Below are 25555 nucleotides of genomic sequence, written 5' to 3' on the forward strand. Positions count from 1 at the left end.
CCGGCTGTTGCGGCAACAGCCGGGCGATGCGCTCCGCCCGGGCAGTTTGTTGCTGCAACAGGAGGGCTTCCTGCTGGGCATGGAGCGCACGCTGCGCAGCGATACCCAGCCCGAGTACCAGCAGCAGTAACAGTAAAAATCCGGCGTGAACCACGCGACCCTGCTGCAGCGAAATAGAATGTCGGGACATACAGCCTGTATCGCCGCAGACGCGGTTCCTTTGAATTTATTGTGATAACCGAATAGTGCAGATTGATTTATCGACACTTCCCGCCGCAAACTTGAGAGCCCCGTCACAGTTCTACTGGCCGTTTCGAGCAATTACTCCAGGCGACTGATTTTAATGATTAAAATCCGGGAGACACCGGTCACAGATTGGCGTGCCATACGCTTGTGGGAGCGAGCGGTGGATTATAATCAAGTTCATGCCATACACCCTGTCCAGCTTTACCCGCACGGCTAGCCTGATGCTGATGGCCGGGGTGTTATGCCTCCAGCCGGCCCAGGCTGCACTGGTCAAAATCGGGGTGTTCAGCCCCGAGGGCTTCGCCACTGGCATGCAACGCTGGCAGCCGAGCGCCGACTATCTGGGTCAGCAAATACCGGGGCACCGCTTTCAGGTATTGCCCTACCAGAACCTGGGCGAGCTGGAAGACGATGCCCGCCGGGGCAAATTCGACTTTGTCCTCACCCATCCGGCCTCCTTCGTTCAGCTCGAGCAACAAACGGGCCTGATCCGGCTTTTGACCCGCCGCCAACGCGACGGCGCCCGGCAATACGCCCATGCCGCGGTGGTCATTTTCACCCGCGCTGACAACCGCTCGATCCAGGAGCCCGCCGATCTGGCCCGGACCCCGTTTGTCACCACCACTGCGCAGGATTACAGCAGCTGGCAACTGGTGCGGCTGGAAATGGAACGCCTCGGACAGGATCTCGAGCATGCCCTCTCCGGGATAAAATTCGCCGGTCACAGCGAGGCGGTACTGGATGCGGTCATGCGCGGGGAGTATCCGGCCGGCGCCATGGCCGCGCGGGATTTCGATCGCTTCCTGAATCAGGGACGTATTTCACTGCCTGCGGTCAAAATCCTCGAAGCGAGTGAAACGCCCGGCTTTCCCTTTCGTTACACCGGCCGCCTCTATCCGCAATGGCCGCTGGGTGTCCTGCCCGATACGCCGGTCGAACTGCGCCAGGCCGTAGAACAAAGCCTGCTGACTCTGCCCGAAGGACATGCCGCACTGGAGGCCGGTCACTATGCTGGCTGGCAACCGGCCGACAATTACCATGCCGTACGACCGTTACTGAGCAAAAGCCTGAGTCGACATGTGGTTGAACGCCAGCTGAATGTGGCCAATCTGTGGCTGGAACAGCATCGTCAAAGCCTGTTGATCACGCTGGTGCTCACCCTGCTGGTCTGGTTAGGGGTCCGCCTGTTTTCACCTCCACAAAGACCCTCCCGTTCTTGAAAGGCTGTCTGCCCTTTAACCCGAAATCTGATCGGGCTTTTTTGCCGCGCCATCCCAACCTGTTACAATAAGGTCGGTTTCAAACAACACACTTCCCTCATGGCAAATGACGACACCAAAAAATATTCCGGCGAACTGCATCAAGGCGCAGATCGCTCCGCCCCTTATCCGGTGAGCCGCCTTGCCCCGGCGTTCGAGCTGGTCGATCTGGCCAAACAGATCAGCGAGGCCGATAAAATGCTCAATACCCGGGTCAGCTCCAAGCTCAAGGTGATTGCCGATCAAATCCGGCATCTGCAGGATGAGGCGCGTCAGATCCTCGAGGACACGCAAAAGGACCAGGAGCTGCATCAGGCCGCCTGTAACTTCCAGCGCCAGCCGGGGCACATCTATCACCTGTATCGCAAGCCCAACGGGCAAACCTGGTTTTCCATGCTGTCACCCGATGACTGGCAGGGCCAGCCACCCAACGAGTATATCGGCTCCTACCGGCTGGAAGCCGACATGGCCTGGACCGACATGGCTACGGTTAACGACGACGAGGGCGATGAGACCCGCGAGCTGGTCAAACGTCTGCTGGAAGGTCACGGACTCTGACCCGGAACAGACCGGGAAATCACCGGTCTGTCTATAACAAGTCAGATCGTTAGCTGTTTAGCTATCCCCTGAAACTACCCTGAACTGAGCCTGAAAGTGATCAAGAAAACATCCGTATCGCTGCATGTAAAGCTGTTCGTGCTGTTGCTGTTATCAATACCCGGTTATCCGCTGGCAGACGAACCGCCGCGTATGACGATCAACGTTGAAAACCAGGAACTGGAACTGAACCATTATCCCGCCGAGGGTAGCGCTCTGGCGCTGTGGTTCCCGCCGGGGTACGGGTTCGTGAAACGACACCATCAGGTGGCCCGGACACTGCAACAGCATGGAGTCGAGTCCTGGCAGGTCGATCTGCTGGAGAGTCTGTTTTTACCGCGCGGCTCGGCCAGTATTCGCCAGGTTGATCCGGAACTGGTCGCCCGCGTGATCGAGCAGGCACAGCAGCAAACCGGCAAACCGGTGGTGCTGATTACCAATTCCTATGGCGCCATTTTCTCCCTGCGCGGAATGCGAGCGTGGCAGCAAAACCATCCGGGTGATAACAACCTGCTCGGGGCCATTATGTTCTCGCCCAATGCCTATCAGGGCATCCCCTCACTGGGTCTGCCGCCCCGCTATATTCCGGAAACCTATGCCAGCAATATGCCGCTGATGATTCTGCAAAGCGCGCGCAACGGCAATCGCGGTCAGCTTGACGATCTGCTGGCTGCCTTGCGCACTGGCGGCAGCCCGGTCTTCGTCCAGCTGATGCCTGGCGCCACGTCTCTGTTCTATAAAGAAGATCAGGCTGAAGCGACACTTGAACACTTGCAACAGGCTCCGCAGCGTATTGTGAGGGCCATTACATTGCTGAAAAAACTGCCCACACCACACAAAGTTGCCCCACTGCCGGAGGAAACCCCAGCCGAAAAGACTTCGCTGGGCCTGGATATTGATCTCAAGCCGTTTCGTGGCAACTGGTCGCCGCCCCTACTGGATCTGAAAGATGCCAACGGCGAACACCATACCTTGCGTGATTACACCGGCAAAGTACGGGTCATCAATTTCTGGGCCACCTGGTGCCCGCCCTGCGTGGAAGAGATTCCTTCCCTGAATCGACTGCGCGAAAAAATGGCCGATGAACCGTTTGAACTGATCTCGGTCAACTACGCCCAGCAGACCGATGAGGTGAAAGACTTCCTGCGGGAGGTGGAAGTGAATTTTCCAGTGCTGATCGATCACGACGGCACCGAGGCCGCCCGCTGGCGGGTGATCGCTTTCCCATCGACCTATATCATTGATGCCAACGGCAGGATTCGTTACGGAGTAAATGCGGCAATCGAGTGGGACACGCCGCAGGTTATCGAAACTCTCAAGCAATTGATCAGAAACACGACTGCGTCGTCATCAGGAAAAAAGAGACAGTAGTCCGCAAATAAACGCCAATACACGCAAATTTAAATCCACAAGTGATTGGCGTGCATTGGCGGACCGCTTATCAAACCGCCTTTACAGAACAGGCTTCAGTCAAAGATTTCGTCAAAAAACTCCAGCATATCCGCCCAGGATTTCTGATCGGCTTCCTTGTCATAGGCCAGCGGCAAACCGAACTTTTCACCATTTTCATCCGCGCCGGGATTGGTGAAGCTGTGTTTGGCACCGGGATAGTTAATAAACCGGTAATCTGCGCCGGCGGCGTCCATCTCCTGTTTGAAAGCCTCGATCGCTTCGGGTTTGACGAACGGATCCGCCGCGCCGTTATAGACTCGAATACGGGTCTTCACATCGCCCGGTTTGGCCGGGTTATCCGTTCCCAGGCTACCATGAAAGCTGGCAACCCCGTCGATGTCGACACCGCGACGGGCCATTTCCAGCACCACACCACCGCCGAAGCAGTAACCAATTGCGGCAATGTCATCATCCTCGGTCATGGGATGGTTTTTCAGCTGCTCCAGGGCAGCAAGGAAACGGGATTCGGCCACATCCATGTTCTTGCGTACTTCACCGGCAAACTTGCCGGCTGTATCGGGATGATCGGCGGTTTTGCCTTCACCGTACATATCCAGAGCAAAGGCCACATATCCTTCTTTGGCCAGCATGCGGGCCCGCTCGCGAGGATATTCATTGTGGCCCCACCATTCATGCACGACCAGCACCCCGGGACGTTCGCCCTCGATGCTGTCATCGTAGGCAAAATACCCTTTCATTTCGGTGCCATTATCGCGATAGGTGACGGTTTCGGTTTGCAGGGCGGCCTGGGCACCCGAGACAACCAGTAACAACAGACCTGTCAGCCAAATGCGGTTCCGTTTCATTCTCCACTCCTTAAATTATTCAGGATTATTGGTTTTGATTCATTACTCTAAGCCGGTTGACCATCAACCCGGGGTTTGATCAATATTGGCATATACTCAATCACAAACAGGCCAAACGCAACCAGCCAGAATGCGGCAGAGGCCACAATGCTGTCACTATAACCACTTCCTCCCACGATGCCACCGACGACCCGGATGATGGCCGCCAGCAGGAGACAGATAAACGCGATCGTCGTCAGCCGCGATGCACTAATGGTGCGCCCGCTGTGGCCCTGACTGACACGGGTCATCATGCCCAGAGTGATCAATCCCAGCGTCCCCAGCGTAAAGGCGTGGACCTCAACGATCGCCGGAATCCAGTCCATATCGGCCAGCACGGCGAACAACAGACTCAGTATCAGCCACAGATAGGCCAGATGCAGGACCCACAACATGGGAACCCGCCACAATCCCGGATGGTGCCAGTGCCACCAACGCAGCGCATTGAGTACGAATGCCAGCGCCGCCAGCCAGATGCCGACGGGACTCTCCGGTTGCCACCAGGCCATCAGTGCATACGCGATCAGTGAGAGCACACCCAGCCGTTCCAGCCAGGGATTTTGTTTGAGCGTGATTCCGCCGATACCCCGTTCGGTGAAAAACGGCACCACCCGCCCGGCCATCACGGCGATGAGGATCATGATCAGAAAAACCATCATCTGAATGCCTGATCCGGCCAACGGCCCGATCTGCGAGTGATTCAGGTGGGTCAATAGATTGGCCAGCGTCATCAAACCCAGCAGGCTGACAAAAATCAGCAGATTCGGCATTTGCCGGCTGCGCCATAACGGCACGGCAATCGCCAGCGCCAGAACCGGCAAAAAGGCCACATCCACAATCAGCACCAGTGGTGCCGGAAGCAGCACGGCCGAGGCAATGGCCAGGCGGCCGGCCAGCCAGAGCAATGCCAGCAACATCAAGGGTATACCCGTCAGGGTTGGCAACCCGGTCCAGTTGCGTACGGCAGTCAGCAGAAATCCCGCAATGACCGCCGTGGTATAACCGAATAACAGCTCATGGCTATGCCAGAAACTCGGGTTGGCGAAATATGGGGCATCAATGCGTTGAAAGTAGATCAATAACCAGCAAGCCATCAGGATAACCGCCGACAACCCGGCCAGCAGGAAAAACGGCCGAAAGCCGAGTTGCCACAGGGCAAAACGGGGATTTTGTTTCGAATGACGATCATCACGATTCAGGGACATGGCGCACTCCTGTCACGCTTGGTTGCAAAACCCGTACTGCCGAAAAGCAAAGAGGAACCGGAGTGCCGATTGTGACCGAACGTCAACGCCACTGCCATTAATGCGTATCAAGGCTACATAACAACTGGCTCAGATATCCAGCCACAAACCCACACCGATATAACGCTCATCATCCTGGAAGAACTCGCCCAGCTGAGCCTTGCCGTCATAGGCTTCGAAGCCGACGCGCCACACACGTGTTTCGGTTGGTATCTGCCAACCCAACTGAACACTGAAATCTTTTTGCCAGTCACGTTCTTCAGTCGCGCCAATATCCAGAGCGGCATACCAGCTTATATCTCGCACAGGGCCCGGCTGCTGATATTGCAGGCCGGTTTGCGCCCGCCAGGGTTCTTGCAGTTCCTTGCTGCGCATATCGTGGGCACGGCCAGCTTCAACATACCATTGCCAGCGGTTGTCCAGGACCAGGTTCATCCCCGCCTGCAGCTCCTCGCGCGTGTAATTGATCCGGGTGCGACCGGTCCGCTCGATAAATTCATCGCCGACATGGCTGGAAATATGATAGCCGCCAATTTTAAATGCCAGCTGATGACTCGGTCGGTAAGAGAGCACCAGGGCATAAATACCATCCCAGCCAATATTATCCTGACTGGCATCGATATCGAACTGGCCATGAAAGCCGGCATCCAGGCTCAGCAACCAGCCCAGATCACTATTGCCTTCGGGATCGGACAAATGCAGTAAACCGAGTCGCCCCCCCAGCTTGAGATCAAACCGATGTTCGCCGGTTTGATCGATCGTGGTTTGATCAAAATAGAGCGTCTTCAGGGAAAATTGAATACGGCGCGGATCGGCCAGGTTCACCGGATACAGCTGGTATTCCGGAAGCAAGGACACTTCCCTTGCCGAAGCGGAATACGGTAACAGACCACTTGATAACAGAACAAGCGAGACAAACTGCGACAACAGGTGGCGTGACATAATTGACCTAGTAACCGAATTCTCCTTGCCACTGTCCCCGACGATAGTCGATCTGCAGCCAGTGCGGCGTGAAGGCCGCCGGTTTTTCGATTGGAAATGCAGTCAGCGGAGGCTCATCACCGGCATAGTCGTTGTCACAACGGGTGGTCATCACCGGGGGAACGCGCAATTGCAGCTTGTCATTTATCCTTATGCCACTGCTGTCCGTCGGTTCCTGAAATCGTACTTTGTAACGGATAAGACAACTGAAATAGAGCTCCATTTCGGCCAGCAAGGGTTCTTGACGCGCTGCCAGCGCCTGCTCCGCAGCTCTGGACAGGTACACCTCGACCGGCTGTCCATTGAGTTCGACACGTGTTTGCGCGCCAAAAGCCCCTGCCAGCATCAGGAAGCAGGCACGACATTGGTGGCATGCAGACCCTTTGGCCCTCGCTCTGCATCGAATGAGACCGTCTGGCCTTCCTTGAGTGTCTTGTAGCCATCCGCGCTAATGGCGGAATAATGAACGAAGACGTCTTCCTCCCCCTCTTCGGTCTGAATGAAGCCGAAACCCTTGGAATTGTTAAACCACTTTACAGTACCGTTCACCATTTTCCTCCAATCTCTGTTCTTGTTTACTGCTGTTTTTTATCAGCTTTGCGGGAAAATGCCGGCTTGCGGACGCTTCCCCTCCCCTCCGGACAAAGCTTGATTTCAAGTATAGACCAACTATTTCTCGAATAAATATACTGATAAGAATTTTCTGCCCTTGTGCCTCAAAAGGCTGGATTATTAACGATCCTTAATATATAAACCCTGTAACAGGAAATAAAAACAGAGACTTACCCCTACATGGCCGCAAAGCCCGCAAAAAAAACCCGGAATATTGACGCCTTCAACCTGGTTCCCGGTCGGGTGCTGGCGCGCAAGTATGAGGTGATCCGACAACTGGGCGCCGGCTGGGAGGGCGAGGTTTACCTGATCCGAGAAGTGAGTACCGGTATCGAGCGCACCGCCAAACTGTTTTTTCCGCAGCGCAACCTGCGCGACAAAAACACCCACTTTTATGCTACCAAGTTGCACAAGCTACGCCACTGCCCGATCGTTATCCAGTACAGTCACCAGGACAGTATCACCGTCCAGGGCGAACCTGTGACCCTGTTGATCTCGGAGTATGTCGAGGGCGATCTGCTCAGCCAGTTTATCCTGCGCCACTCCGGCAAACGACTTACCCCCTTTGAGGCCGTGCACCTGCTACATGCGCTTGCCTCGGGCATGGAATGCATCCACGCCATGGGGGAATATCATGGTGATCTGCACTCTGACAATATCATTGTCCAGAGCTTTGGCCTGCGCTTCGATCTGAAACTGGTGGACCTGTTTCATCTGGGCGCGCCGACCCGCGAACACATCCGTATGGATACGGTAGACATGATTCACGTCTTCTACGAGGCACTCGGCGGGCAAAAACATTACGCCCGCCAGCCACCGGAGATCAAAACCATCATCAACGGTCTCAAACGCGGACTGATTCTGAAAAAATTCAAATCGGCCGGACAACTGCGCCAGCATCTTGAAACCATGCGCTGGAGCCAGTAACCGGCAGGATAATCAAGTATTCAAGGGGCGGACTCTGATAACCACACAGTTTTTCAGCAAACAGGACTTTGATGAACCGCGAACGCGGCTTGTTGGCAGTGGACAGGCCGTTTTTTATTCCCATCGCGCCCCGAACAAGGAGACGCTCAACGAGGACAGCCTGGGACTGGTGGAACTCGATGCCGACAGTAGTGTACTGATGGTCGCAGACGGTCTGGGCGGTCAACCGGCCGGTGCCACCGCCTCGGAGATCGCGGTGAAAAGCCTGTCGTGGTCATTGCAACGTATGGATGCCACGCCACGTGAGGCAATCCTGCAGGGATTTGACCAGGCCAATCAACAGATCATTGAAAACGGCAGCGGCAGTGCCACTACATTGGCCCTGGTCGAGATCCGTAATAATCAGCTACGCCCCTATCATGTGGGCGATTCGATGATTGTGGTCACCGGCCAGCGCGGCAAACAAAAACTGTTCACCGTCTCCCATTCACCGGTCGGCTATGCGGTAGAAGCCGGACTGCTGGATGAAAAAGAAGCGATCTCTCATGCCCAGCGCCACCTGATCTCCAATGTTGTGGGTGCCGAGGACATGAATATCTCCATGGGTTCGCTCGTCAAACTGGCGCCCCGTGATACTCTGTTACTGGCCAGTGATGGTCTGTTCGACAATCTCTATTATGAAGAGATTATAGCGATAATCCGTAAAGGGACCTTGTCGGCTGCAGCCGTCCGCCTGGTGAAACTCGCGCAGCAGCGTATGGCAGGCAAGAATACCGAACAACCCTGTCACCCGGATGATTTGAGTTTTATTCTCTATCGCCCTCTAATCTGTTCAGCAGGAGGCATCTGATTAATATGGCACGTATTACGATTTACAGCACCGGCACCTGTCCGGTATGCGATAACACCAAGAATCTTCTGACAAAGTGGCGTATCCCCTTCGACGAGGCACGCGTGGATCAGGACAGGGACAAACTCAGGGAAATGCTCGAGATCACCGGACATGCTCGCTCTGTGCCGCAGTTGACTATTGATGGTAAATGGATCGGTGGCTTCACCGAACTGACCGAAATGCACATGGAGGGCCAGCTGGACGGGCTGGTGGAAAAGTGACTCTCCTGGTTTTCGGTCATTTGCCGGCCGGGGAGTCCTGGCGCTATCAGTCCAAAAGCCATCGATAAACGACTTCTTCGCTAAGATTCCGTCTCAAGCGAGTCCTTTCTTGTCGCAATACATCTTCTGATCCGCTACATGTAACAGGGTTTCGATATCCTCTCCGTCGTCCGGGAACAGCGAAATCCCGATACTGACGCTGGCCCGGAGTTCGGTACCGTTTACATCGAATGGCGAACCCAGACATTCCAGCAACTTCGCCCGGATCTGTTCTGTTTCCTCCCGGTGGTTGATCTCCTCGATCAAAACAACAAATTCATCTCCCTGGTAACGACAAACAGTGTCTTCCTCACGCATGCAGGTTTTAAAGCGTACCGCAATATCATGTAGAAGCCTGTCTCCCGCAGCATGGCCAAAATCGTCATTGACCATTTTGAAATTATTCATATCCAGAAATACCAGCGCAAAACGTGTTCGATTGCGTTTTGCCCTGGCCAGTACCTGGCGCAACCGTTCCAGCAGAAAATTACGATTGGCCAGCCCGGTCAGCGAATCATTATTGGCCAGATGATAAAGCTGATTCTCGTATTGCAAGCGTCCCATCTCATTGCGGTGATGCAGTCGCGAAAACATCAGCACACTCCAGAACGAGACCGCAGCCACCACCAGAATCGCGGAGATCAAAACAAAGTTCATATCAGCAAAGTGAAATTGTCGTTCCAGTGTCATAACAAACGGCTGGCCGGAATTATCGATTTGCCGTTGGTATTGCAGACGGGGAAACAACCATGTCTCCAGTGTTCCCGCTGTTCTGGCCGGCTTGTAATACAGATCTTTATTTGCCTCGGCCTTACCCGGGGCGAGATGGGACAAACGTACCATCAAATCATCCTGTTTCAGCAACATGGCTGGCAGCAACGCTTTGGTGCTGATAACCAGAATTGCATATTGCCGTGGCTTTTCTTTATTCGTATTTCCCATTGCGCGCTGCAATGAAAAACTTCGGGGCCCTTCGAACAGTGTAAAGGGCAGGCTGGCAACCGGTGAGTTCATTTTATCGGATCGTTTCAAGGCCTCATGAAACGTGTCGACCGATCCCAGGTCCCGCCCCAGTATCACGCGATCATGCGCCTGCATCGGCCCCATAAAAACCACAGGGTAATGATGGTTTTTACGTGCCATATTATTCTGCTGACGATGTTCGTTGAGATCAAAGCTCGCAATGCGAAAATTGCGATCGATACTGCGACGCATCTCCGCCTCAAATTCGGGGGCTTCATTCCGCCGGACGTGTCGCGCCACTTTAAACGTGTGAATATGCGGATAAAGTTTGCTCATACGACGGACATAACGGCGCACCTGTTTCCATTCGTGCTGAGACCGGCTCGCCAGAAGACTGACAAAGCCCTCGATCACCGCCTCGTTAATCTCCACCTTGCTGCCCAGCTGATCGTAAAAGGCATCGCCACTGCGTTGAAACTGTTGCCGCTGCTTGTTGAACTCGCTGTCGAGAATAAAGCCGATCAACACGGCGACGAACAGGAACCAGACTACCAGGATCAACAGGTACAACCGGCTAATAGGCCGAAGTTGCGGGTTGTTGCTGATCAAATCGGAAATCCCCATACTATTTCTGCTGTCGTGGTTGTGCCGGGCGGGTTAGCGATTGAATATTGTGCAGTGCTGATGCCCATTCCGGTATCAGGGGAAACCCTGAAAAACTGTTTTTTCTGTCCATCCGGACAGAAAAACTTCGGGAACCGGCTTCGAACCGCTACTGAGAGGACGGATGATATGATTTCGTCAACAATTGCGATCCCTCCCCCACCCCATTAGTATGGTGCGCCTGTCAAGTTTTATACCGGGCACTTGCCCGATTCCCCTGGAATGTCATTATGCGTAAACGTTTAATTCTGGTCGGACTGATCCTGGTTCTGTTCCTGGCCGCCATTTTTGGTATCAAATACTGGCAAAACATCCAGCAGGACGCGATGATGTCCCAGCCCCGGCCACCGGCCACCATTGCCTCTGCCGAAGTACGTGAAGAACGCTGGCGCCCGATGCTCAATTCCGTGGGCAGCCTGGTGGCCATTAATGGCACAGCCGTAACCACCGAGGTTGCCGGGCAGATCAGCGAAATTCAGTTTGAATCCGGCAGCTATATCCAACAGGGCAACGTGCTACTGCAACTGGATGACGCCGTCAACCAGGCCGCCCTGGATGCCCTGCGTGCCGAGCGCCGTCTGGCGGAGATCAAGTTCAAACGCGCCGAGGATCTGCTGCGACGCCAGGTCATGTCCCAATCCGAATACGATGAGGCCCGCGCGTCGTTTGATGCCGCCACCGCCCGCGTCAAACAGCAGGAAGCCACCATCCGGCGCAAGGCCATTCGCGCACCATTCAGCGGTCGGCTGGGAATTCGACAGGTCAATCTCGGCCAGTATCTGGAACCGGGCCAACCCATCGTCTCGCTGCAGGCGCTGGATCCGATTTTCGTGGATTATACCCTGCCGGAACGTTACCTGCCGCGCCTGAGCACCGGCCAGGAAATTCGCGTGCGGGTTGACGCCTTTCCGGATGAATCTTTCAGCGGAAAAATCAGTGCCATCGACTCGGGCGTGGATGCCGGCACCCGCACCATCAAACTGCGCGCCACGCTGGCCAACCCCGAAGGCCGGCTGCAGCCGGGGATGTTCGCCAGGGTCAAAACCCTGGAAGCGGAAGATAAAACCATCCGCACGGTTCCACGCACCGCGGTCAGTTACAACACCTATGGCGATTTCATCTACCTGATTGATCAAAATGATCAGGATGAAACCATTGTCAAACGCCAGCAAATTGAAACCGGCGAAGTACGTGAAGGAAATGTTGCCATTGTCGGCGACATCGAGGTCGGACAGAAGATCGTCCGCGCCGGACTGGTTAAACTACGCGATGGCATGAAAGTCAAGATCGACAATAGCGTAGAGCTGGACGACGACAGGGTCGACACCGAATGAAATTCACCGATATTTTTATTCACCGTCCGGTTCTCGCGACGGTCGTCAGCCTGCTGATTCTACTGATTGGGCTGCGCTCACTGGGCATACTGGATGTGCGCCAGTATCCGGAAATGAAAAATACCGTGGTAACTATTACCACAGTTTATCCCGGCGCCAGTTCCGAGCTGGTCAAGGGTTTTGTGACCACTCCTCTGCAACAGGCCGTGGCCGAAGCCAACGGCATCGACTACATCACCTCGACCAGCACTCAGGGACAATCAACCATCGAAGTCTATATGGAGCTGGACTACGACCCCAATGCCGCCGTCTCGGAAATACAGGCCAAGGTAGCCAGCAAGCGCAATGTACTGCCATCGGAAGTCGAAGATCCGGTCATCGATTCAAGTACCGGTGATTCGACAGCCCTGATGTATGTAGCTTTCTTCAGTGATACCTTGCCCCGCTCGCATATCACCGATTATGTGCTGAGGGTCACCCAGCCACAGATCCAGGCGCTGGCCGGGGTCGCCAAGGCGCGCCTGTTCGGTGAACAGTTCGCCATGCGCATCTGGCTGGACCCGGATCGCATGGCAGCCCATGGCATCAGCGCCGAACAGGTCGCCGAAGTGTTGCGCACCAACAACTACCTCGCGGGCATCGGTTCCACCAAGGGCAAGTACGTGGCCATGAACCTGACCGCCACCACCGATGTCAGCGAACCCGAGGATTTTCGCCAGCTGGTGGTGCGCAGTGATAACGGGGTGCTGGTGCGGCTACAGGACATCGCCCGCACCGAACTGGGGGCGGAAAATTACGACTCGACCGCCTGGTACAAGGGGATTCCGGCCGCTTTCATCGCGGTGGAACCGACCCCCGGCGCTAACCCGATTGATGTCGCCGATCGGGTCAATAACCTGATCCCGCAACTGCGCCAGCAATTGCCCGAGGGTATCGATGTCAAGATTCCCTATGACGCCAGCCAGTTCATCAAAAACTCCATCAAGGAGGTCTATAAAACCATCGCCGAGGCCGTGCTGATCGTGCTTGTGGTGATCTACCTGACACTGGGATCGTTCCGGGCCGCGATCATCCCGGCGGTGGCCGTGCCCCTGTCACTGATCGGCGCCGCCTTTGTCATGCTGGCGCTGGGCTATTCGCTCAACCTGCTGACGCTGCTATCGATGGTACTGGCTATTGGCCTGGTGGTGGATGACGCCATCATCGTGGTGGAAAACATTCATCGCCACATTGAAGAAGGCGAGAAAAAACGGGACGCCGCGCTCAAGGGTGCCCGGGAACTGGCCGTGCCGATCATCGCCATGACTACTACCTTGCTGGCGGTGTATGCGCCCATCGGGTTTCAGAGCGGACTGACCGGCACCCTGTTTACCGAATTCGCCTTTACCCTCAGCGGCGCGGTGCTGATCTCCGGGGTTATTGCCCTGACATTATCACCCGTCTTATCCGCCGCCGTTCTCAAACCCCACGGCAAGGAGGGCCAATTCGAGCAACAGGTGGAAAAATTCTTTAACTGGCTCTCCAGCCACTATCAACGACTATTGCATAGCTCACTGGATACTGTCTGGATCTCTATCCTGGTAGGGGCGGTCATCTTCGCCTCAAACATCTTCATGTTTACCGAAAGCAAGCAAGAGCTGGCGCCGACCGAGGATCAGAGCATCCTGTTTTTCAATGGCACAGGCCCACGCACCGCCACACTGGATTATCACAAGGCCTATTCGAATCAGATTCAGGGGATTTTCGAGACCTTCCCCGAATACACCGACAGTTTCTTTATTCTCGGCCGTACCCAGGACTCGGTGTTCGGCGGCTTCAAGATGGCGCCCCAGGATCAGCGCGAACGCTCGCAAATGCAAATCAAGCCGCAACTTAACGCAAAGCTCAACCAGGTTGCCGGTTATCAGATCGGGGTGTTCCCGCGTCCCAGTATCCCCGGTGCCAGTCGCGGCCTACCAGTCCAGTTTGTGCTGACCTCCGACCGGGGTTATGACGAGATGGTCAATCTGGCCGATCAGATCATTGGTCGGGGTATGCAAAGCGGCAATTTTCTGTTTCTGATGAAATCAATCGAACTGGATCGTCCCACAATCAGTATTCAGATCGATCGCGACCGCGCTGCCGATCTGGGGATCAGCATGCGCGATATCGGTCGCAATCTCGGTACCCTGCTGGGCGGCGGTTACGTCAACCGCTTCAGCATGGAAGGTCGCAGTTACCGGGTTATCCCCCAGGTGGAGCGCGAGTTCCGCCTGGATGCCGAAATGCTCAAGGATTATTACCTGTCGACCGCCAGCGGCGAGCAGGTCCCTCTGTCGAGCATCGCCAGTCTGGAGCGCACGGTCGAACCCTCGAGCCGCACCCAGTTCCAGCAACTCAACTCACTGGTCATCCAGGGTAACCTGGCCCCGGGAGTCACTATGGGCCAGGCCCTGGATTATCTCGAATCCCAGGCCAGCGAATTGTTACCCCGGGGCTTTGATTACGATTATCTGGGCGAGTCGCGCCAGTACGCTACGGAAGGCGGCAGCCTGATGCTGACATTCTTCCTGGCTATGCTGGTGATCTACCTGGTACTGGCTGCCCAGTTCGAAAGCTGGCGTGATCCACTCATTATCCTGGTCTCCGTGCCAGTCTCCACCGCCGGCGCCCTGATCTTTATCATGCTCGGTGTTGCCGATGCCTCAATGAATATTTACACCTGGGTCGGGTTAATCACCCTGATCGGTGTGGTCGCCAAAAACGGTATCCTGATCGTCGAGTTTGCCAACAAGCTGCAGATCAAAGAAGGCCTGAGTCGGCGCGAGGCCGTGGAACAGGCCGCGACTATCCGCCTGCGCCCTATCATCATGACCTCCATCGCGCTGATTGTCGCCATGGTGCCCCTGCTGATCGCCACCGGCCCGGGCGCGGTCAGTCGCAGTCATATCGGTATGACTGTGGCTGCCGGGCTGGGGATCGGTACCGTGTTTACGCTATTTATCCTGCCCGCGGTTTACATGCTTCTGGCACGCGATCACTCGGCGCATAGCAAAGCGAGCTGAAAGGCATATTGAAAAGGCGCTAGATCTGGTCGTACTTCGCCGCTTCGATGGTCACCAGTTCGCGAAAGGCGGGCCGGGCAAACCAGAAGCCCTGGAACAACCGGATACCGGCTTTGCTTAACCAGCGGATCTCCTCGATCTCTTCCACCCCTTCGGCCACCAGTTCAATCCCCAGCTTGCCGCAGGTGTGCACGATGCCCTCCACAATCGCCTGCCTGGGAGGTTGCTGGTGGATGGCGGAAATGATCTGTCGATCCAGCTTGATGATGTCGGGCTGGTATTCGGCCAGCAGGTTCAACCCGGAATAACCGGCCCCGAAATCGTCAATCGCCATACTGAAACCCAGCCGATGGTATTCGTTGACGATATCGATCAAATGCTGATGATCCTCGACCTTCTCCCCCTCCGTGATCTCGAACACAATCTGATCCGTGGGAAAGTTGTAGGCTTTTGCCGCCTCCAGCGTCGTTCGGATACAGACTTCCGGTTGATACACTGCGTTGGGAAAAAAATTGATATTCAGATTTACTTTCAGATCCAGCTCACTGGCCAGCTTGACGGCCTTCACCCGACAGGTCTGATCGAAACGGTAACGGTTGCTGTCGTTGACCTGATCCAGCACCCAGGAAGCCGGTTCGCCTTGCGGCCCCCGGACCAGGGCCTCGTAGGACACAATTCGGCGCTGCGCCAGATCGACAATCGGCTGAAAGGCAAAGCTGAATTTGAACCCGAGACTCTCGCCATTGGCACACTGGCCACAGGAAGGGGGTTGTTTTATGTGAGACATAGCTAACTCTAGCGGCAACGATGTGAGTGACTTTAATTAGCCCAGCGCTACTGACCGCCAACGCTCCTACCAGCCTGTGGTAGAACGATCACCTGAGAATAGAGTAGACAGCTCTGGTTTATGGGCTAATAATACGCCGCGACACCCCTGTGACCCCCTGTCCGTTTTACTGTTGCTTGCCATCCGGTGCTATGTTCGTGGCCCCGGACCCAGGCAGTCGCGATCGGACCATGCTGGCAGAGACCTCATGAATCTTCAGTATTTATCTCATTCTATATGCACTGAATCGCAGATTGCGGAGCAGCTGTCCGACAAGGGTTATGCAATCACCGATGATTATTTGACCTCATGGGAAATTAACAAACTTCATAACGAAATGTATGAAGCCTGGCAAGGAGGCTGTTTTCGTCATGCGGGTGTGGGCCGGGGAAAGAACTGGAAACTGAAACCGTGGATTCGCAATGACAAGGTGCTATGGCTTGAGCAGGCGATGTGTAGTCCCTACCAGGCAGTGTATCTCTCCGCACTCGAGAAATTGCGCCTGCAGCTCAACCGGGACCTGTTACTCGGACTGTTCAACTTCGAAGGCCATATGGCGATCTATCCCCCAGGCACACGCTATCGACGGCACAAAGATCAGTTCCGGGGCGTGGACACACGACGAGTCAGTTGTATTCTGTACCTGAACCCGGACTGGCGAATCAGCGACGGCGGGGCTCTGCGGCTTTATATAGATAACGACAATCCGGACCACTACCGCGACATCTATCCCTGTTCAGGTCGCCTGGTCACCTTTTTGAGCGAGTGTTTCTATCACGAAGTCCTGCCCGCCAGTCGCGAGCGTTACAGCATCACCGGCTGGTACCGTCAAAGAGACGATATGCTGGCGGGCTAGAATCTGAGCGATCCTCACCAGCGGATGCGCAAGACATTACCGAAAAAGCCACTGGCGCTGAAGTCACTGAACAACCAGGGACGATGATCCTCTGCCGGATGGATTGGATGTTATCGGTAACACACCTGCCGAAACCCGAAGCACTATATCGAAGTGTCACTACAACAACGTGCTTTATGTTGCCAGTTTATCCAGCGTGTCACGCATTTGTCCCTCACTGACCGGCTGGACCAGAATTGCCGCCAGCGCGAACAGGTCGGCCAGTCTGGCCACATAAGGTCGCTCGGCCTTCTCCACCATGACGATTATCTTCGCCTGGGGCGCATACTTCAGCAGGCTGTGTAAAAACACATCCAGGTTGCTGATATTGATCCCGGCGTAATTATTGCCGTAGCCGTAGAAAAATTCGGCCACTACGACATCGGGAGGCTGCCTGCGCAGCTGACTGATAGCTTTTCGCATGGAATCAATGCGAATCTGCTTCCAGCCAAACTCCCGGTAAAGGGAGGAAAAATCTGGATGACCGGGCGATTCTATGATCGAATACACAATGGTTTTATTCATAATTGACCATGCTACACATTTAGCCGGGTTTTGTCGGCATGGACAGCACCACGACTGGACCAACATCCCGTCTAACTGTGGCTTTAATGACTTGGAATACTCATCTCAATCATTACAATAATAACCATGATCACCTGTCCATTTCACTTACCAATGGCAGGGGAATGTTGTTGACTTAACGCGCAGGAGAGACGATGTATAATACTTTTAAACCCGAAGAGCCCGTTGGCCTGATGGATTTCGTCAAGGCGGCCAAGTCCTGTATCCAGGAATGCTCCGTAGACGAACTGCACCACAAGATGGAAAACAAGGAAGACATGTTTCTGGTGGATGTGCGCGAATCCTCCGAACATGAACAGGGCCATTTACCCGGAGCACGCCTTGTCCCGCGCGGGATTCTCGAAGCCGCGGCCGATCCGGGTTATCCCAAACATGATCCGGAACTGATTAATGCCCGGGATCGTCAGGTGGTTTTGTATTGCGCCACCGGCGGCCGTTCCGCCATGGCCGCGGCTGTTCTTCAGATGATGGGTTTCAATAATGTCCTCAGTCTGGACGGTGGCTTCACCGCCTGGACCAAGGCCGAGAAACCGGTAACAAGCGAAGCCCGTTACGTTTGAACCGCCAGACCCGGGAAATACCGGAGATAACAATCTCCGGTATTCAACATTGCTCCCAGGGCAGGCCGGCAAAACGCCACCCACCCAGCGTACTGCGATGATGCTGCTCATCCAGCTCGCCTTCGAACCCGTCACTGACGTTATAGATCCGTATAAATCCTTCCCGCAAAAGTGATTCTCCGGCTTCACGTGAGCGACGCCCGCTGCGACAAATCAATACAACCGGCACGGCCTGGCTGCCGGATTCATCGTGCGGCAGTCCCCCCAGCAGTAACTGGCGTAATTCGCGCACGAAGTCCGGATTCACTGTCCAGTCCGGCTCATCGATCCATGGAATATTGATTGCTCCGACCGGGTGACCGATAAACAAGAATTCCATATGCGATCGCACATCCACCAGCAGAGTCCGTGGCTCATCCTGTATCAGTTGCCAGGCTTGTGGCGGAGACAATTCTTCGACGGTCAATTCTGCTTCTGTCATCGTTTTTACCTGTTGCAATGATGGGGCTGGGCTTGCGTGTTATATCAAAAAGCCTGTCGGTCCGGGTTTGTATCGCAGCGGCAATAGACTTTTAACCCATTAACCCGGTCACAACGCCGTAAATACCAATTAAAGAATCACCACGTCAGTTGATACTCCCTGAACGCCGCTTACCAGGACCGGTACACGATACTGGTGAGATAAAGAATTTAAACCGCATGGGTAAACTCCGAACTCGCACAGATCCGCGCGCCAATTTGATGCATTACCACCACTTTATCGGGATATTCTCGGCAACAATTCGTGACCCGCGTCGTTGTTCGAGAATGGCCTGTGCCTCGTTCAGACGACCAATAGCCGCGAAACCACCGCCGCCGCGAACAAAACGGCAGGCGGCTTCCACCTTGGGACCCATGGATCCTTCATGCAGTCCCAGTTCTCGCAAATTGTCGCAACCGGCAAGGCGCACCGCACGTGCAGAGGGTTTGTTCCAGTTGTCATACAACGCTTCAACATTGGTCAACAATAACAGGGCGTCCAGTTTCAATTCAGCGGCCAGCAAGGCACTGGTGTAATCCTTGTCGATCACGGCGCTGATACCCCGGGACTCAGCCTGCTGTTCCAGAACCGGAATACCGCCCCCGCCGGCACAGATGACACTATAACCTGCGCTCATTAATTGACCAATCGCATCGCTTTCCACGATTCTGACTGGTTGAGGTGAAGCCACTACCCGGCGCCGGCCACCGGCGACTTCGGCAAATTGCCAGCCCTGCTGACTGGCCAGCCGCTGCGCACGGGACTCCTCCAGCACTGGTCCGACCGGTTTGACCGGATGACTGAAGGCGGGATCATCGGCATCCACAACCACCCGGGTCAGCAAACTGAGACTGCATTCCCTCTGGCGACAATGATCCATGGCCTGGGCCAGGCGATAGCCAATCAGTCCCTCGCTCTGGGCATCGAGCAAATCCAGCGACATATTGGCCTCGATTTCCTGCATCGCCAGCCAGCCCACCTGCGGTCCGTTGCCGTGGGTGATGAGTAGTGAATGTTCGTCTTCCAGCGCGACCAGACTCGCGGCTACCGCCTCGATCTTTGCCTGGTCGATCTGTCCACCGCTTTCCTTGTCTGAACTGACCAGCGCGTTGCCGCCTATAGCCACCAGTAATTTCATGCTCAAACCTGTTACATCATTGGTTTTCTTCTGACAACACTACTGCTATGTTCCCTACAGGACAAGTATCACAGGAGATGTCAATGTCGGAGCATGTTTACAAAATCATCGAACTGGTCGGCTCATCCAGCAAGAGCAGTGACGATGCCATTCAAAATGCGATCGCGAAGGCTGGAAAAAGCCTGCATAACCTGGACTGGTTTGAAGTTGTAGAAACCCGCGGCCATATCGTGGAGGGCAAGATCGGCCATTATCAGATCAAGCTAAAGGTAGGATTCAGACTGGATTAAGCAGACAGGCGCGCAGTTTGCGCTGCGCGCCGGCTGTTTGCCTGCTCAGGGGGGATATCAGAGCAGGATTATTTCTTGTTGCGTGATGACCACTGTGAAGGACCTTTGCCGCCGCTGCGGGAATTGACATCATCGGCCAGTTCCTCAGCGTAACGGGTTACCTGGTTCAGAGTACCCCGTCTTTGTCCAACCAGCGTGGAGCCATTGCGCTCCAGCACATAGCGATACCAGTTATTACCGTCGCAACCATCCGGCGCGGCCGTTTTCTCCACGGCTTTGACCAGATAACGGCTATCCGACAGATCGACTGTATTCATTGTATCCATCTGCTTTACCTCGGTGGTTCGCAGGCCGCATCATCGCGGCCTGATGGACTCCGCCGCCTAACGACGACCTCGCCCCTTGCCTTTATTAAAGCGTTTACGTTCTTCACTGACTCGCAGTGAATTTCCCTTGTAATCACGTCCATTCAACCCGGCCATGGCAGCCCGGGCCTCGTGGCCTTCCATGTCCACCGTGGCGTGGCCGCGGCAATTGCCGCTGAACACATCCATGGCTACTTTAACCCCTCTTACAGTACCAAACTCGCCAAACAGCTGTTGTACATCGCCTTCCTGCGTGTCGGGGGTTAAATTGGTGACGAATAGGGTTTTCATAATCCCTCCCGTTCAGGTGTAACGATTCTGCGCCCTGCCGCTGGAGCGACGCTTGTTACGATTCGGCTGTGCCGGACCACCCCGTTTGGCGCCTACAGGCGGTTTGCCGCGCGGGCGGGTCTCATCGCGGATTTCACGCACGCCGCCGGCCGGTTCAAAACCGGTCATGGTCTTGCCCGGAATTTTGGTCTTGAGCAGGCGTTGAATAGAGGACACCCGACCACGTTCATCGGAACCGACCAGAGAGATAGCCGTACCCGATTTGCCACCACGACCGGTACGTCCGATACGATGCAGATAATCTTCCGGGTTATCCGGCAAATCGAAATTAATCACCAGCGGCAGATGATCGATATCCAGTCCGCGTGCCGCCACATCGGTGGCAATCAGGGCGGTCACCTTGTTATGTTTGAAGTCACGCAACGCCCGGGTGCGGGCATTCTGGGTTTTGTCGCCGTGGATCGCGGTGGCGGAGACGCCATCGGCCTGCAGTTGCTTGGCCAGCCGATCCGCGCCGCGCTTGGTGCGGGTGAAGACCAGCAACTGTTGCCAGTCGCCGCCGTCGATCATATGCGAGAGCAATTCGCGCTTGCGCGGACTGTCTACCCAGTAGAAGGACTGGTCGATATTCAGTGAGGCGCTGTTGGCTTCGGCCACCTGGATATATTCCGGTTTATTGAGAAAACGGGCGGACATTTTCTTGATCGCGTCAGAGAATGTGGCCGACAGTAACAGGGTCTGGCGTTCGGCCGGGATCAGCTTGAAAACCTGCTCGATGGCCGGCAAAAAGCCCATGTCCAGCATGCGATCGGCCTCATCGAGTACCACTGACTCCACGCGGGAGAGATCAACGGAACGACGATTGACCAGATCCAGCAGACGCCCGGGCGTGGCGATCAGGAGATCCACCCCCTCTTTCAATTGCTTGATCTGTTTACCGATGGGCATACCACCGTAAACCACCGCACTGCGAAGCGGCAAATGACGGCCGTAGGTCCGCACGCTGTCGGCCACCTGCTGGGCCAGTTCACGGGTCGGGGCCACCATCAGCACACGGATGTGCCGGGATGCCGGTTTGGCCGCGCTCAGGCGTTGCAACAGGGGCAAAGTGAAGGCCGCCGTTTTGCCGGTACCGGTCTGGGCGCCGGCAAGAATATCGTGGCCGGCCAGGATCGTCGGAATCGCACGGGTTTGAATGTCGGTCGGAGCGCTATAGCCCTGATCCGCAATAGCAGACAACAGCTCGGCATTGAGGCCGAGATTGGAAAAAGACATGGAATTCGCCTTATAAATTAGAGATATATGCCAAAAATCGAGCCCGGCAGAATAAAGAAGTGTGACAGGATCGAGATTACGTATGCGGGGAATGGCCCGAAGAGGTCATGCCACGGCGGGTTTGAGATCGGCGCCACCCGTCGGGGGGCGCCGAATCCTGATCCCGCCGGGTCGAAAATATCGTAAATCGGAGGGAAGTCAGACAAACTATATAAGTATCATACCACAGAATACGCTTTCTCTGCCGGTTAAATCGAATATTTCTGCATCTCGCAGTGGCACTCGCACACAAAGTGTCGTACATTCAAATGAGCTGCAGACAACGCAGCGGTGAATTTTGGTCGGTTCCCCGGAACCCCAAATAGTTCCGTCTGAAGAATCTGCAGCCAACTCCAGTTCCGTATTTGAAGGGTAATTGTAATGGCTACAGGTAAAGTAAAGTGGTTCAATGATCGCAAGGGCTATGGTTTCATCGCCCAGGATAACGGCGAAGGCGATGTCTTCGTTCATTTTCGGTCTATTCAGGGCAGCGGCTTCAAAACCCTCGCCGAAGGTCAAAGTGTCAGCTTTGATGTAGAGGATGGCCCCAAAGGCCCACAGGCAACCAACGTCGTCCCCCAGTAAATCCGCCCGTCACTACGCCCCATTCACTGACCTGACTGTCAGTCACACATCCCGCCCTGACGGGGTGTGTCATTTAACCCGTCCGCCTTTGAAAGCCACCCCCATTATTGGCTATGCTTGAGACAGGTTTTCACGGAGACACCCCGATGACAAAACAAGCTGTTGACGCCGATAGTCTTCTTGATACCGCCATGCGTCTGGCCAACGAGCGCTCCTGGGAAAAACTCCATTTACATGAAGTGGCGAAGGAACTGGACATTCCCCTGCACGAGATCCATCGCCATTTTGCGCAGAAGGATGATCTGGTCGAAGCCTGGTATGACCGTGCTGATCGGGCCATGCTAAAAGCGACCCGGGCGCCGGGCTACAGTGAGCTGACCCTGCACGAACGACTGCATCTGCTGATCATGCGCTGGCTCGACAGCCTGGCCGAATACAAGACGGTCTCCCGCGACATGCTGCTTTATAAACTGGAGCCCGGGCATCTGCATCTGCAATTACAGGGACTGTTGCGCGTCAGCCGCACGGTGCAGTGGATCCGCGAAGCGGCTTTGCAGGACAGTACTCACCTGCGGCGAATTATCGAGGAAGCGGGCCTGACCAGTCTCTATCTGCAAACTTTTTTGTACTGGATGAGTGACAGTTCCGCCGGCCAGAGCAAGACCCGTCGCTTCCTGCACCGGCGTCTGGGACTGGTCGATCGCTGCGAAAAAGGCATGGCGCGCGTTCAGGCCTGGCTACCCGGCTTTGGCCGGCGAAAAACCCAAACCACCACAGCCGATACCCGCACACAATCAGGCACCTGAGTCCGGTGACTTCGCGAGCCCGGCGTCACAACCACCCGGCCCCGGTTTCGACATGTGGCGCACTATGACCCCATTGCTGACGGCCTTCGCCGGCAGCTATCTGTTGCTGGTGATCGCGGTCTATTTCTATCAGCCACATCTTTTATTTTTACCCGAGCTGCCCTCGCGCCAGCTGGTGCGCACGCCGGGGGACATCGATCTGGCCTACGAGGATGTTGATCTGCAAACCCGCGATGGCGTGCGTCTGCACGGCTGGTGGGTGGAACATCCGCAGCCGCAGGGAACAATTCTGTTTTTTCATGGCAATGCCGGAAATATCAGTCATCGCCTGCAGACATTGCGCCTGTTCCACCAGCTGGGTTACCAGAGCCTGATCATCGATTATCGAGGTTACGGGCAAAGCGAGGGCAAACCATCAGAACGGGGCCTGTATGCTGATGCCGAGGCGGCCTGGCGCTATCTGCGCGAACAACGCCAGTTGCCGCCCGCACAGATTATTCTCAGCGGCCGTTCGCTGGGCGCCGCAGTAGCACTGTATCTGGCCGAACAACATAGTCCCCGCGCCGTGATTATCGAATCGGCGTTTACTTCGATTCCCGACCTGGCTGCAGTGCATTACGGCTGGTTACCGGTTCGCTGGTTAAGCCGTTATCAGTTTGATAACCGCCAGCGCATTGCGAGCCTGGACTGTCCGGTGCTGATCGTGCACGCCAGAGAAGACGAGATCGCCCCCTACGAACAGGGACGTGAACTGTACAGACTCGCTCCGTCGCCCAGCCAGTGGCTGGCTCTTAACGGCGGCCATAACGATGCCCAGCTGAATGATTACCGCACCTACACACGCGGACTGCAGGCGTTTCTGGCCCGCCACTGAAAGCGGTATGTCTGTCTGTACCGGGTAATCTTTACCATGCTATTGTCCTGCGCACGACAAACATCATGCGGATAACTCTCGATGCTTTCATGCAGGCTTGAAGGGAATCCCGGCAGAACAACCAGGCCCGGTCTCCTGCTACTGTTGCTGTTGGTGCCCCTGGTGATACAGGCCAAACCGGATTATGAATCCGATCAGCTGGTGGTGGATCTCACTCCCCGCACACCGCAACAGATCGCCGCCTTTTACGAAGGCCGAGGCTTTTCCGATACGATGATCGACCTGTTGCGCGAACAATGTTTTATTACCGTGTTTATCGAGAACAAAAGCCGCGACATCATCTGGCTGAATCTCGAACACTGGCAGTTCACCAATGCGGATGGCTCCCTGATTCGCCGCGATCGCCGGTACTGGAAAGCACGCTGGCAGAAGATGGATATTCCCCTGGCCCATCAATCAACCTTCCGCTGGACACTGCTGCCGGAACAACTGAACTTTCTGCCTGACGAACGCGAAGGCGGTAACATCATTTTGCCGCGCGAGGCTCAGCCATTCACCCTCAGCGCCCGTTTCGATACCGGTGAGCAACGCGAGGGGACGCCGATCGAAGTCAAACTGGAGAATCTCCGATGTGCCGACCATCCATGATCCGCGGGCTGGCACTGCTGTCGGCCCTGTTATGGACAGTAACAAGCCCGGCAGCGGAATCCGCTCTGCCCAAAGGAATCATCAAACTCGATCCTTACCCGGCACCCTCACTGACCTTGCGTGATCTGGACGGCGAGCCGTATTCGCTCGAGGCAGAACAGGGGTCGGTGGTATTCGTCCACTTCTGGGCCAGCTGGTGCGGTCCCTGTCGCAAGGAAATGCCCGCCATCCAGCGCATGTGGAACAAACTGCAGGACACGGGCCTGAAAATCGCACTGGTCAACACCGCCGAGGATGAAGACACGGTCTTCCAATTTCTTGCCGCCCACGCGCCGACGATTCGTCCCCTGATGGATCGGGACGGTCAGCAGACCGAGGCCTGGGAGCCGCGCGGTCTGCCTGCCACCTATCTGGTGGATGCCCGGGGCCGGGTACAGTATCAGGCCATCGGCGGACGTCCCTGGGACGAACCGCAATACCTGGCTTTTCTCCGTTCTCTGATCAAGGCGCCCTGACCAAAAAAACACATTTACACACCG

The 25555-nt window shown here is 55.5% G+C and carries 30 protein-coding genes; 16 read left to right on the plus strand and 14 right to left on the minus strand.

Annotation, left to right across the window (positions count from 1 at the left end; genetic code table 11):
- Nucleotides 1-190, minus strand: a 190-nt coding sequence (locus R6U90_RS09820) for a hypothetical protein (RefSeq protein ID WP_410352513.1), incomplete at its 3' end; no start/stop codon positions are given.
- A gap of 235 nt (nt 191-425) precedes the next feature.
- On the opposite strand from R6U90_RS09820, the gene R6U90_RS09825 reads away from it, so the two are divergent.
- The 3 genes from R6U90_RS09825 to R6U90_RS09835 all read left to right on the plus strand — a co-directional run bounded on the left by R6U90_RS09825 (nt 426) and on the right by R6U90_RS09835 (nt 3473).
- Nucleotides 426-1466, plus strand: coding sequence for a phosphate/phosphite/phosphonate ABC transporter substrate-binding protein (locus R6U90_RS09825; RefSeq protein ID WP_410352514.1), 1041 nt, complete (start codon nt 426-428; stop codon nt 1464-1466).
- A 99-nt stretch (nt 1467-1565) separates the two neighbouring features.
- The gene (locus tag R6U90_RS09830) at nt 1566-2063 is read left to right on the plus strand and encodes a DUF2452 domain-containing protein (RefSeq protein ID WP_410352515.1); all 498 of its coding nucleotides are present in this window, start codon (nt 1566-1568) and stop codon (nt 2061-2063) included.
- A gap of 96 nt (nt 2064-2159) precedes the next feature.
- Nucleotides 2160-3473 carry a redoxin domain-containing protein gene (locus R6U90_RS09835; protein WP_410352516.1) on the plus strand — a complete coding sequence of 438 codons (1314 nt, stop codon included), beginning with the start codon at nt 2160-2162 and terminating at the stop codon, nt 3471-3473.
- A 95-nt stretch (nt 3474-3568) separates the two neighbouring features.
- Here the strand turns inward: R6U90_RS09835 and R6U90_RS09840 are convergent, their stop codons facing one another.
- The 5 genes from R6U90_RS09840 to R6U90_RS09860 all read right to left on the minus strand — a co-directional run bounded on the left by R6U90_RS09840 (nt 3569) and on the right by R6U90_RS09860 (nt 7176).
- Nucleotides 3569-4360: a dienelactone hydrolase family protein gene (locus R6U90_RS09840; protein WP_410352517.1), complete on the minus strand. Its 792-nt coding sequence runs from the start codon at nt 4358-4360 to the stop codon at nt 3569-3571.
- A gap of 47 nt (nt 4361-4407) precedes the next feature.
- A complete protein-coding gene (locus R6U90_RS09845) occupies nt 4408-5604 on the minus strand; it encodes an NnrS family protein (protein ID WP_410352518.1) in 1197 nt (398 codons plus the stop codon).
- Between the two features lie 129 nt (nt 5605-5733).
- The gene (locus R6U90_RS09850) at nt 5734-6495 is read right to left on the minus strand and encodes a DUF1207 domain-containing protein (RefSeq protein ID WP_410352519.1); all 762 of its coding nucleotides are present in this window, start codon (nt 6493-6495) and stop codon (nt 5734-5736) included.
- 97 nt (nt 6496-6592) lie between these two features.
- On the minus strand, nt 6593-6970 hold the full coding sequence (locus tag R6U90_RS09855) for a hypothetical protein (RefSeq protein WP_410352520.1): 378 nt from the start codon (nt 6968-6970) through the stop codon (nt 6593-6595).
- Nucleotides 6970-7176, minus strand: coding sequence for a cold-shock protein (locus tag R6U90_RS09860; protein WP_410352521.1), 207 nt, complete (start codon nt 7174-7176; stop codon nt 6970-6972). Before R6U90_RS09860 ends, R6U90_RS09855 begins: the two co-directional genes overlap by 1 nt.
- Nucleotides 7177-7416: 240 nt before the next feature.
- Between R6U90_RS09860 and R6U90_RS09865 the strand changes: the two genes are divergently transcribed.
- Genes R6U90_RS09865 through R6U90_RS09875 form a run of 3 tightly spaced genes read left to right on the plus strand, consistent with a single transcriptional unit; the run spans nt 7417 to nt 9276 of the window.
- Nucleotides 7417-8163: a protein kinase domain-containing protein gene (locus R6U90_RS09865; RefSeq protein ID WP_410352522.1), complete on the plus strand. Its 747-nt coding sequence runs from the start codon at nt 7417-7419 to the stop codon at nt 8161-8163.
- Nucleotides 8138-9013 carry a PP2C family protein-serine/threonine phosphatase gene (locus R6U90_RS09870; RefSeq protein WP_410352523.1) on the plus strand — a complete coding sequence of 292 codons (876 nt, stop codon included), beginning with the start codon at nt 8138-8140 and terminating at the stop codon, nt 9011-9013. Before R6U90_RS09865 ends, R6U90_RS09870 begins: the two co-directional genes overlap by 26 nt.
- A gap of 5 nt (nt 9014-9018) precedes the next feature.
- On the plus strand, nt 9019-9276 hold the full coding sequence (locus R6U90_RS09875; RefSeq protein WP_410352524.1) for a glutaredoxin family protein: 258 nt from the start codon (nt 9019-9021) through the stop codon (nt 9274-9276).
- Between the two features lie 93 nt (nt 9277-9369).
- On the opposite strand, the gene R6U90_RS09880 is transcribed toward R6U90_RS09875, so the two are convergent.
- Nucleotides 9370-10902 (minus strand): diguanylate cyclase domain-containing protein, encoded by a 1533-nt coding sequence (locus R6U90_RS09880; RefSeq protein WP_410352525.1) that lies wholly within the window; start codon nt 10900-10902, stop codon nt 9370-9372.
- 269 nt (nt 10903-11171) lie between these two features.
- On the opposite strand from R6U90_RS09880, the gene R6U90_RS09885 reads away from it, so the two are divergent.
- Both R6U90_RS09885 and R6U90_RS09890 read left to right on the plus strand, forming a co-directional pair.
- Nucleotides 11172-12275, plus strand: coding sequence for an efflux RND transporter periplasmic adaptor subunit (locus R6U90_RS09885; RefSeq protein ID WP_410352526.1), 1104 nt, complete (start codon nt 11172-11174; stop codon nt 12273-12275).
- Nucleotides 12272-15319 carry an efflux RND transporter permease subunit gene (locus R6U90_RS09890; protein ID WP_410352527.1) on the plus strand — a complete coding sequence of 1016 codons (3048 nt, stop codon included), beginning with the start codon at nt 12272-12274 and terminating at the stop codon, nt 15317-15319. The genes R6U90_RS09885 and R6U90_RS09890 overlap by 4 nt, the downstream gene beginning before the upstream one ends.
- A gap of 19 nt (nt 15320-15338) precedes the next feature.
- Here R6U90_RS09890 and R6U90_RS09895 read toward each other — a convergent pair whose 3' ends face one another.
- Entirely contained in the window at nt 15339-16106 is a 768-nt protein-coding gene (locus R6U90_RS09895) for an EAL domain-containing protein (RefSeq protein ID WP_410352528.1), read from the minus strand.
- 247 nt (nt 16107-16353) lie between these two features.
- Between R6U90_RS09895 and R6U90_RS09900 the strand changes: the two genes are divergently transcribed.
- On the plus strand, nt 16354-17001 hold the full coding sequence (locus R6U90_RS09900) for a 2OG-Fe(II) oxygenase (protein ID WP_410352529.1): 648 nt from the start codon (nt 16354-16356) through the stop codon (nt 16999-17001).
- 174 nt (nt 17002-17175) lie between these two features.
- Here R6U90_RS09900 and R6U90_RS09905 read toward each other — a convergent pair whose 3' ends face one another.
- A complete protein-coding gene (locus R6U90_RS09905) occupies nt 17176-17565 on the minus strand; it encodes a hypothetical protein (RefSeq protein WP_410352530.1) in 390 nt (129 codons plus the stop codon).
- Between the two features lie 194 nt (nt 17566-17759).
- Here R6U90_RS09905 and R6U90_RS09910 point away from each other — a divergent pair, with 194 nt between their 5' ends.
- A complete protein-coding gene (locus R6U90_RS09910; RefSeq protein ID WP_410352531.1) occupies nt 17760-18185 on the plus strand; it encodes a rhodanese-like domain-containing protein in 426 nt (141 codons plus the stop codon).
- 43 nt (nt 18186-18228) lie between these two features.
- Here the strand turns inward: R6U90_RS09910 and R6U90_RS09915 are convergent, their stop codons facing one another.
- Nucleotides 18229-18666 carry a rhodanese-like domain-containing protein gene (locus R6U90_RS09915; RefSeq protein WP_410352532.1) on the minus strand — a complete coding sequence of 146 codons (438 nt, stop codon included), beginning with the start codon at nt 18664-18666 and terminating at the stop codon, nt 18229-18231.
- 265 nt (nt 18667-18931) lie between these two features.
- Nucleotides 18932-19843 carry a carbamate kinase gene (locus tag R6U90_RS09920; protein WP_410352533.1) on the minus strand — a complete coding sequence of 304 codons (912 nt, stop codon included), beginning with the start codon at nt 19841-19843 and terminating at the stop codon, nt 18932-18934.
- 83 nt (nt 19844-19926) lie between these two features.
- Here R6U90_RS09920 and R6U90_RS09925 point away from each other — a divergent pair, with 83 nt between their 5' ends.
- The gene (locus tag R6U90_RS09925) at nt 19927-20133 is read left to right on the plus strand and encodes a dodecin (protein ID WP_410352534.1); all 207 of its coding nucleotides are present in this window, start codon (nt 19927-19929) and stop codon (nt 20131-20133) included.
- 68 nt (nt 20134-20201) lie between these two features.
- On the opposite strand, the gene R6U90_RS09930 is transcribed toward R6U90_RS09925, so the two are convergent.
- From R6U90_RS09930 to R6U90_RS09940, 3 genes are all read right to left on the minus strand, one after another.
- Complete coding sequence (locus tag R6U90_RS09930; protein ID WP_410352535.1) at nt 20202-20450, minus strand: hypothetical protein; 249 nt, start codon at nt 20448-20450, stop codon at nt 20202-20204.
- A gap of 66 nt (nt 20451-20516) precedes the next feature.
- Nucleotides 20517-20789: an RNA-binding protein gene (locus R6U90_RS09935; RefSeq protein WP_310692684.1), complete on the minus strand. Its 273-nt coding sequence runs from the start codon at nt 20787-20789 to the stop codon at nt 20517-20519.
- 12 nt (nt 20790-20801) lie between these two features.
- The gene (locus R6U90_RS09940; RefSeq protein ID WP_410352536.1) at nt 20802-22064 is read right to left on the minus strand and encodes a DEAD/DEAH box helicase; all 1263 of its coding nucleotides are present in this window, start codon (nt 22062-22064) and stop codon (nt 20802-20804) included.
- Between the two features lie 420 nt (nt 22065-22484).
- Between R6U90_RS09940 and R6U90_RS09945 the strand changes: the two genes are divergently transcribed.
- From R6U90_RS09945 to R6U90_RS09965, 5 genes are all read left to right on the plus strand, one after another.
- Entirely contained in the window at nt 22485-22688 is a 204-nt protein-coding gene (locus R6U90_RS09945; protein WP_410352537.1) for a cold-shock protein, read from the plus strand.
- A 146-nt stretch (nt 22689-22834) separates the two neighbouring features.
- Complete coding sequence (locus R6U90_RS09950; RefSeq protein ID WP_410352538.1) at nt 22835-23494, plus strand: TetR family transcriptional regulator; 660 nt, start codon at nt 22835-22837, stop codon at nt 23492-23494.
- Between the two features lie 64 nt (nt 23495-23558).
- Nucleotides 23559-24368 carry an alpha/beta hydrolase gene (locus R6U90_RS09955; RefSeq protein ID WP_410352539.1) on the plus strand — a complete coding sequence of 270 codons (810 nt, stop codon included), beginning with the start codon at nt 23559-23561 and terminating at the stop codon, nt 24366-24368.
- Between the two features lie 144 nt (nt 24369-24512).
- On the plus strand, nt 24513-25016 hold the full coding sequence (locus R6U90_RS09960) for a hypothetical protein (RefSeq protein WP_410352540.1): 504 nt from the start codon (nt 24513-24515) through the stop codon (nt 25014-25016).
- Nucleotides 24998-25531, plus strand: a complete 534-nt coding sequence (locus R6U90_RS09965; RefSeq protein ID WP_410352541.1) for a TlpA family protein disulfide reductase — start codon at nt 24998-25000, stop codon at nt 25529-25531. Before R6U90_RS09960 ends, R6U90_RS09965 begins: the two co-directional genes overlap by 19 nt.
- Nucleotides 25532-25555 lie beyond the last annotated feature (24 nt).

This window comes from Thiohalophilus sp. (assembly GCF_046483665.1).
GTDB lineage: Bacteria > Pseudomonadota > Gammaproteobacteria > UBA6429 > Thiohalophilaceae > Thiohalophilus.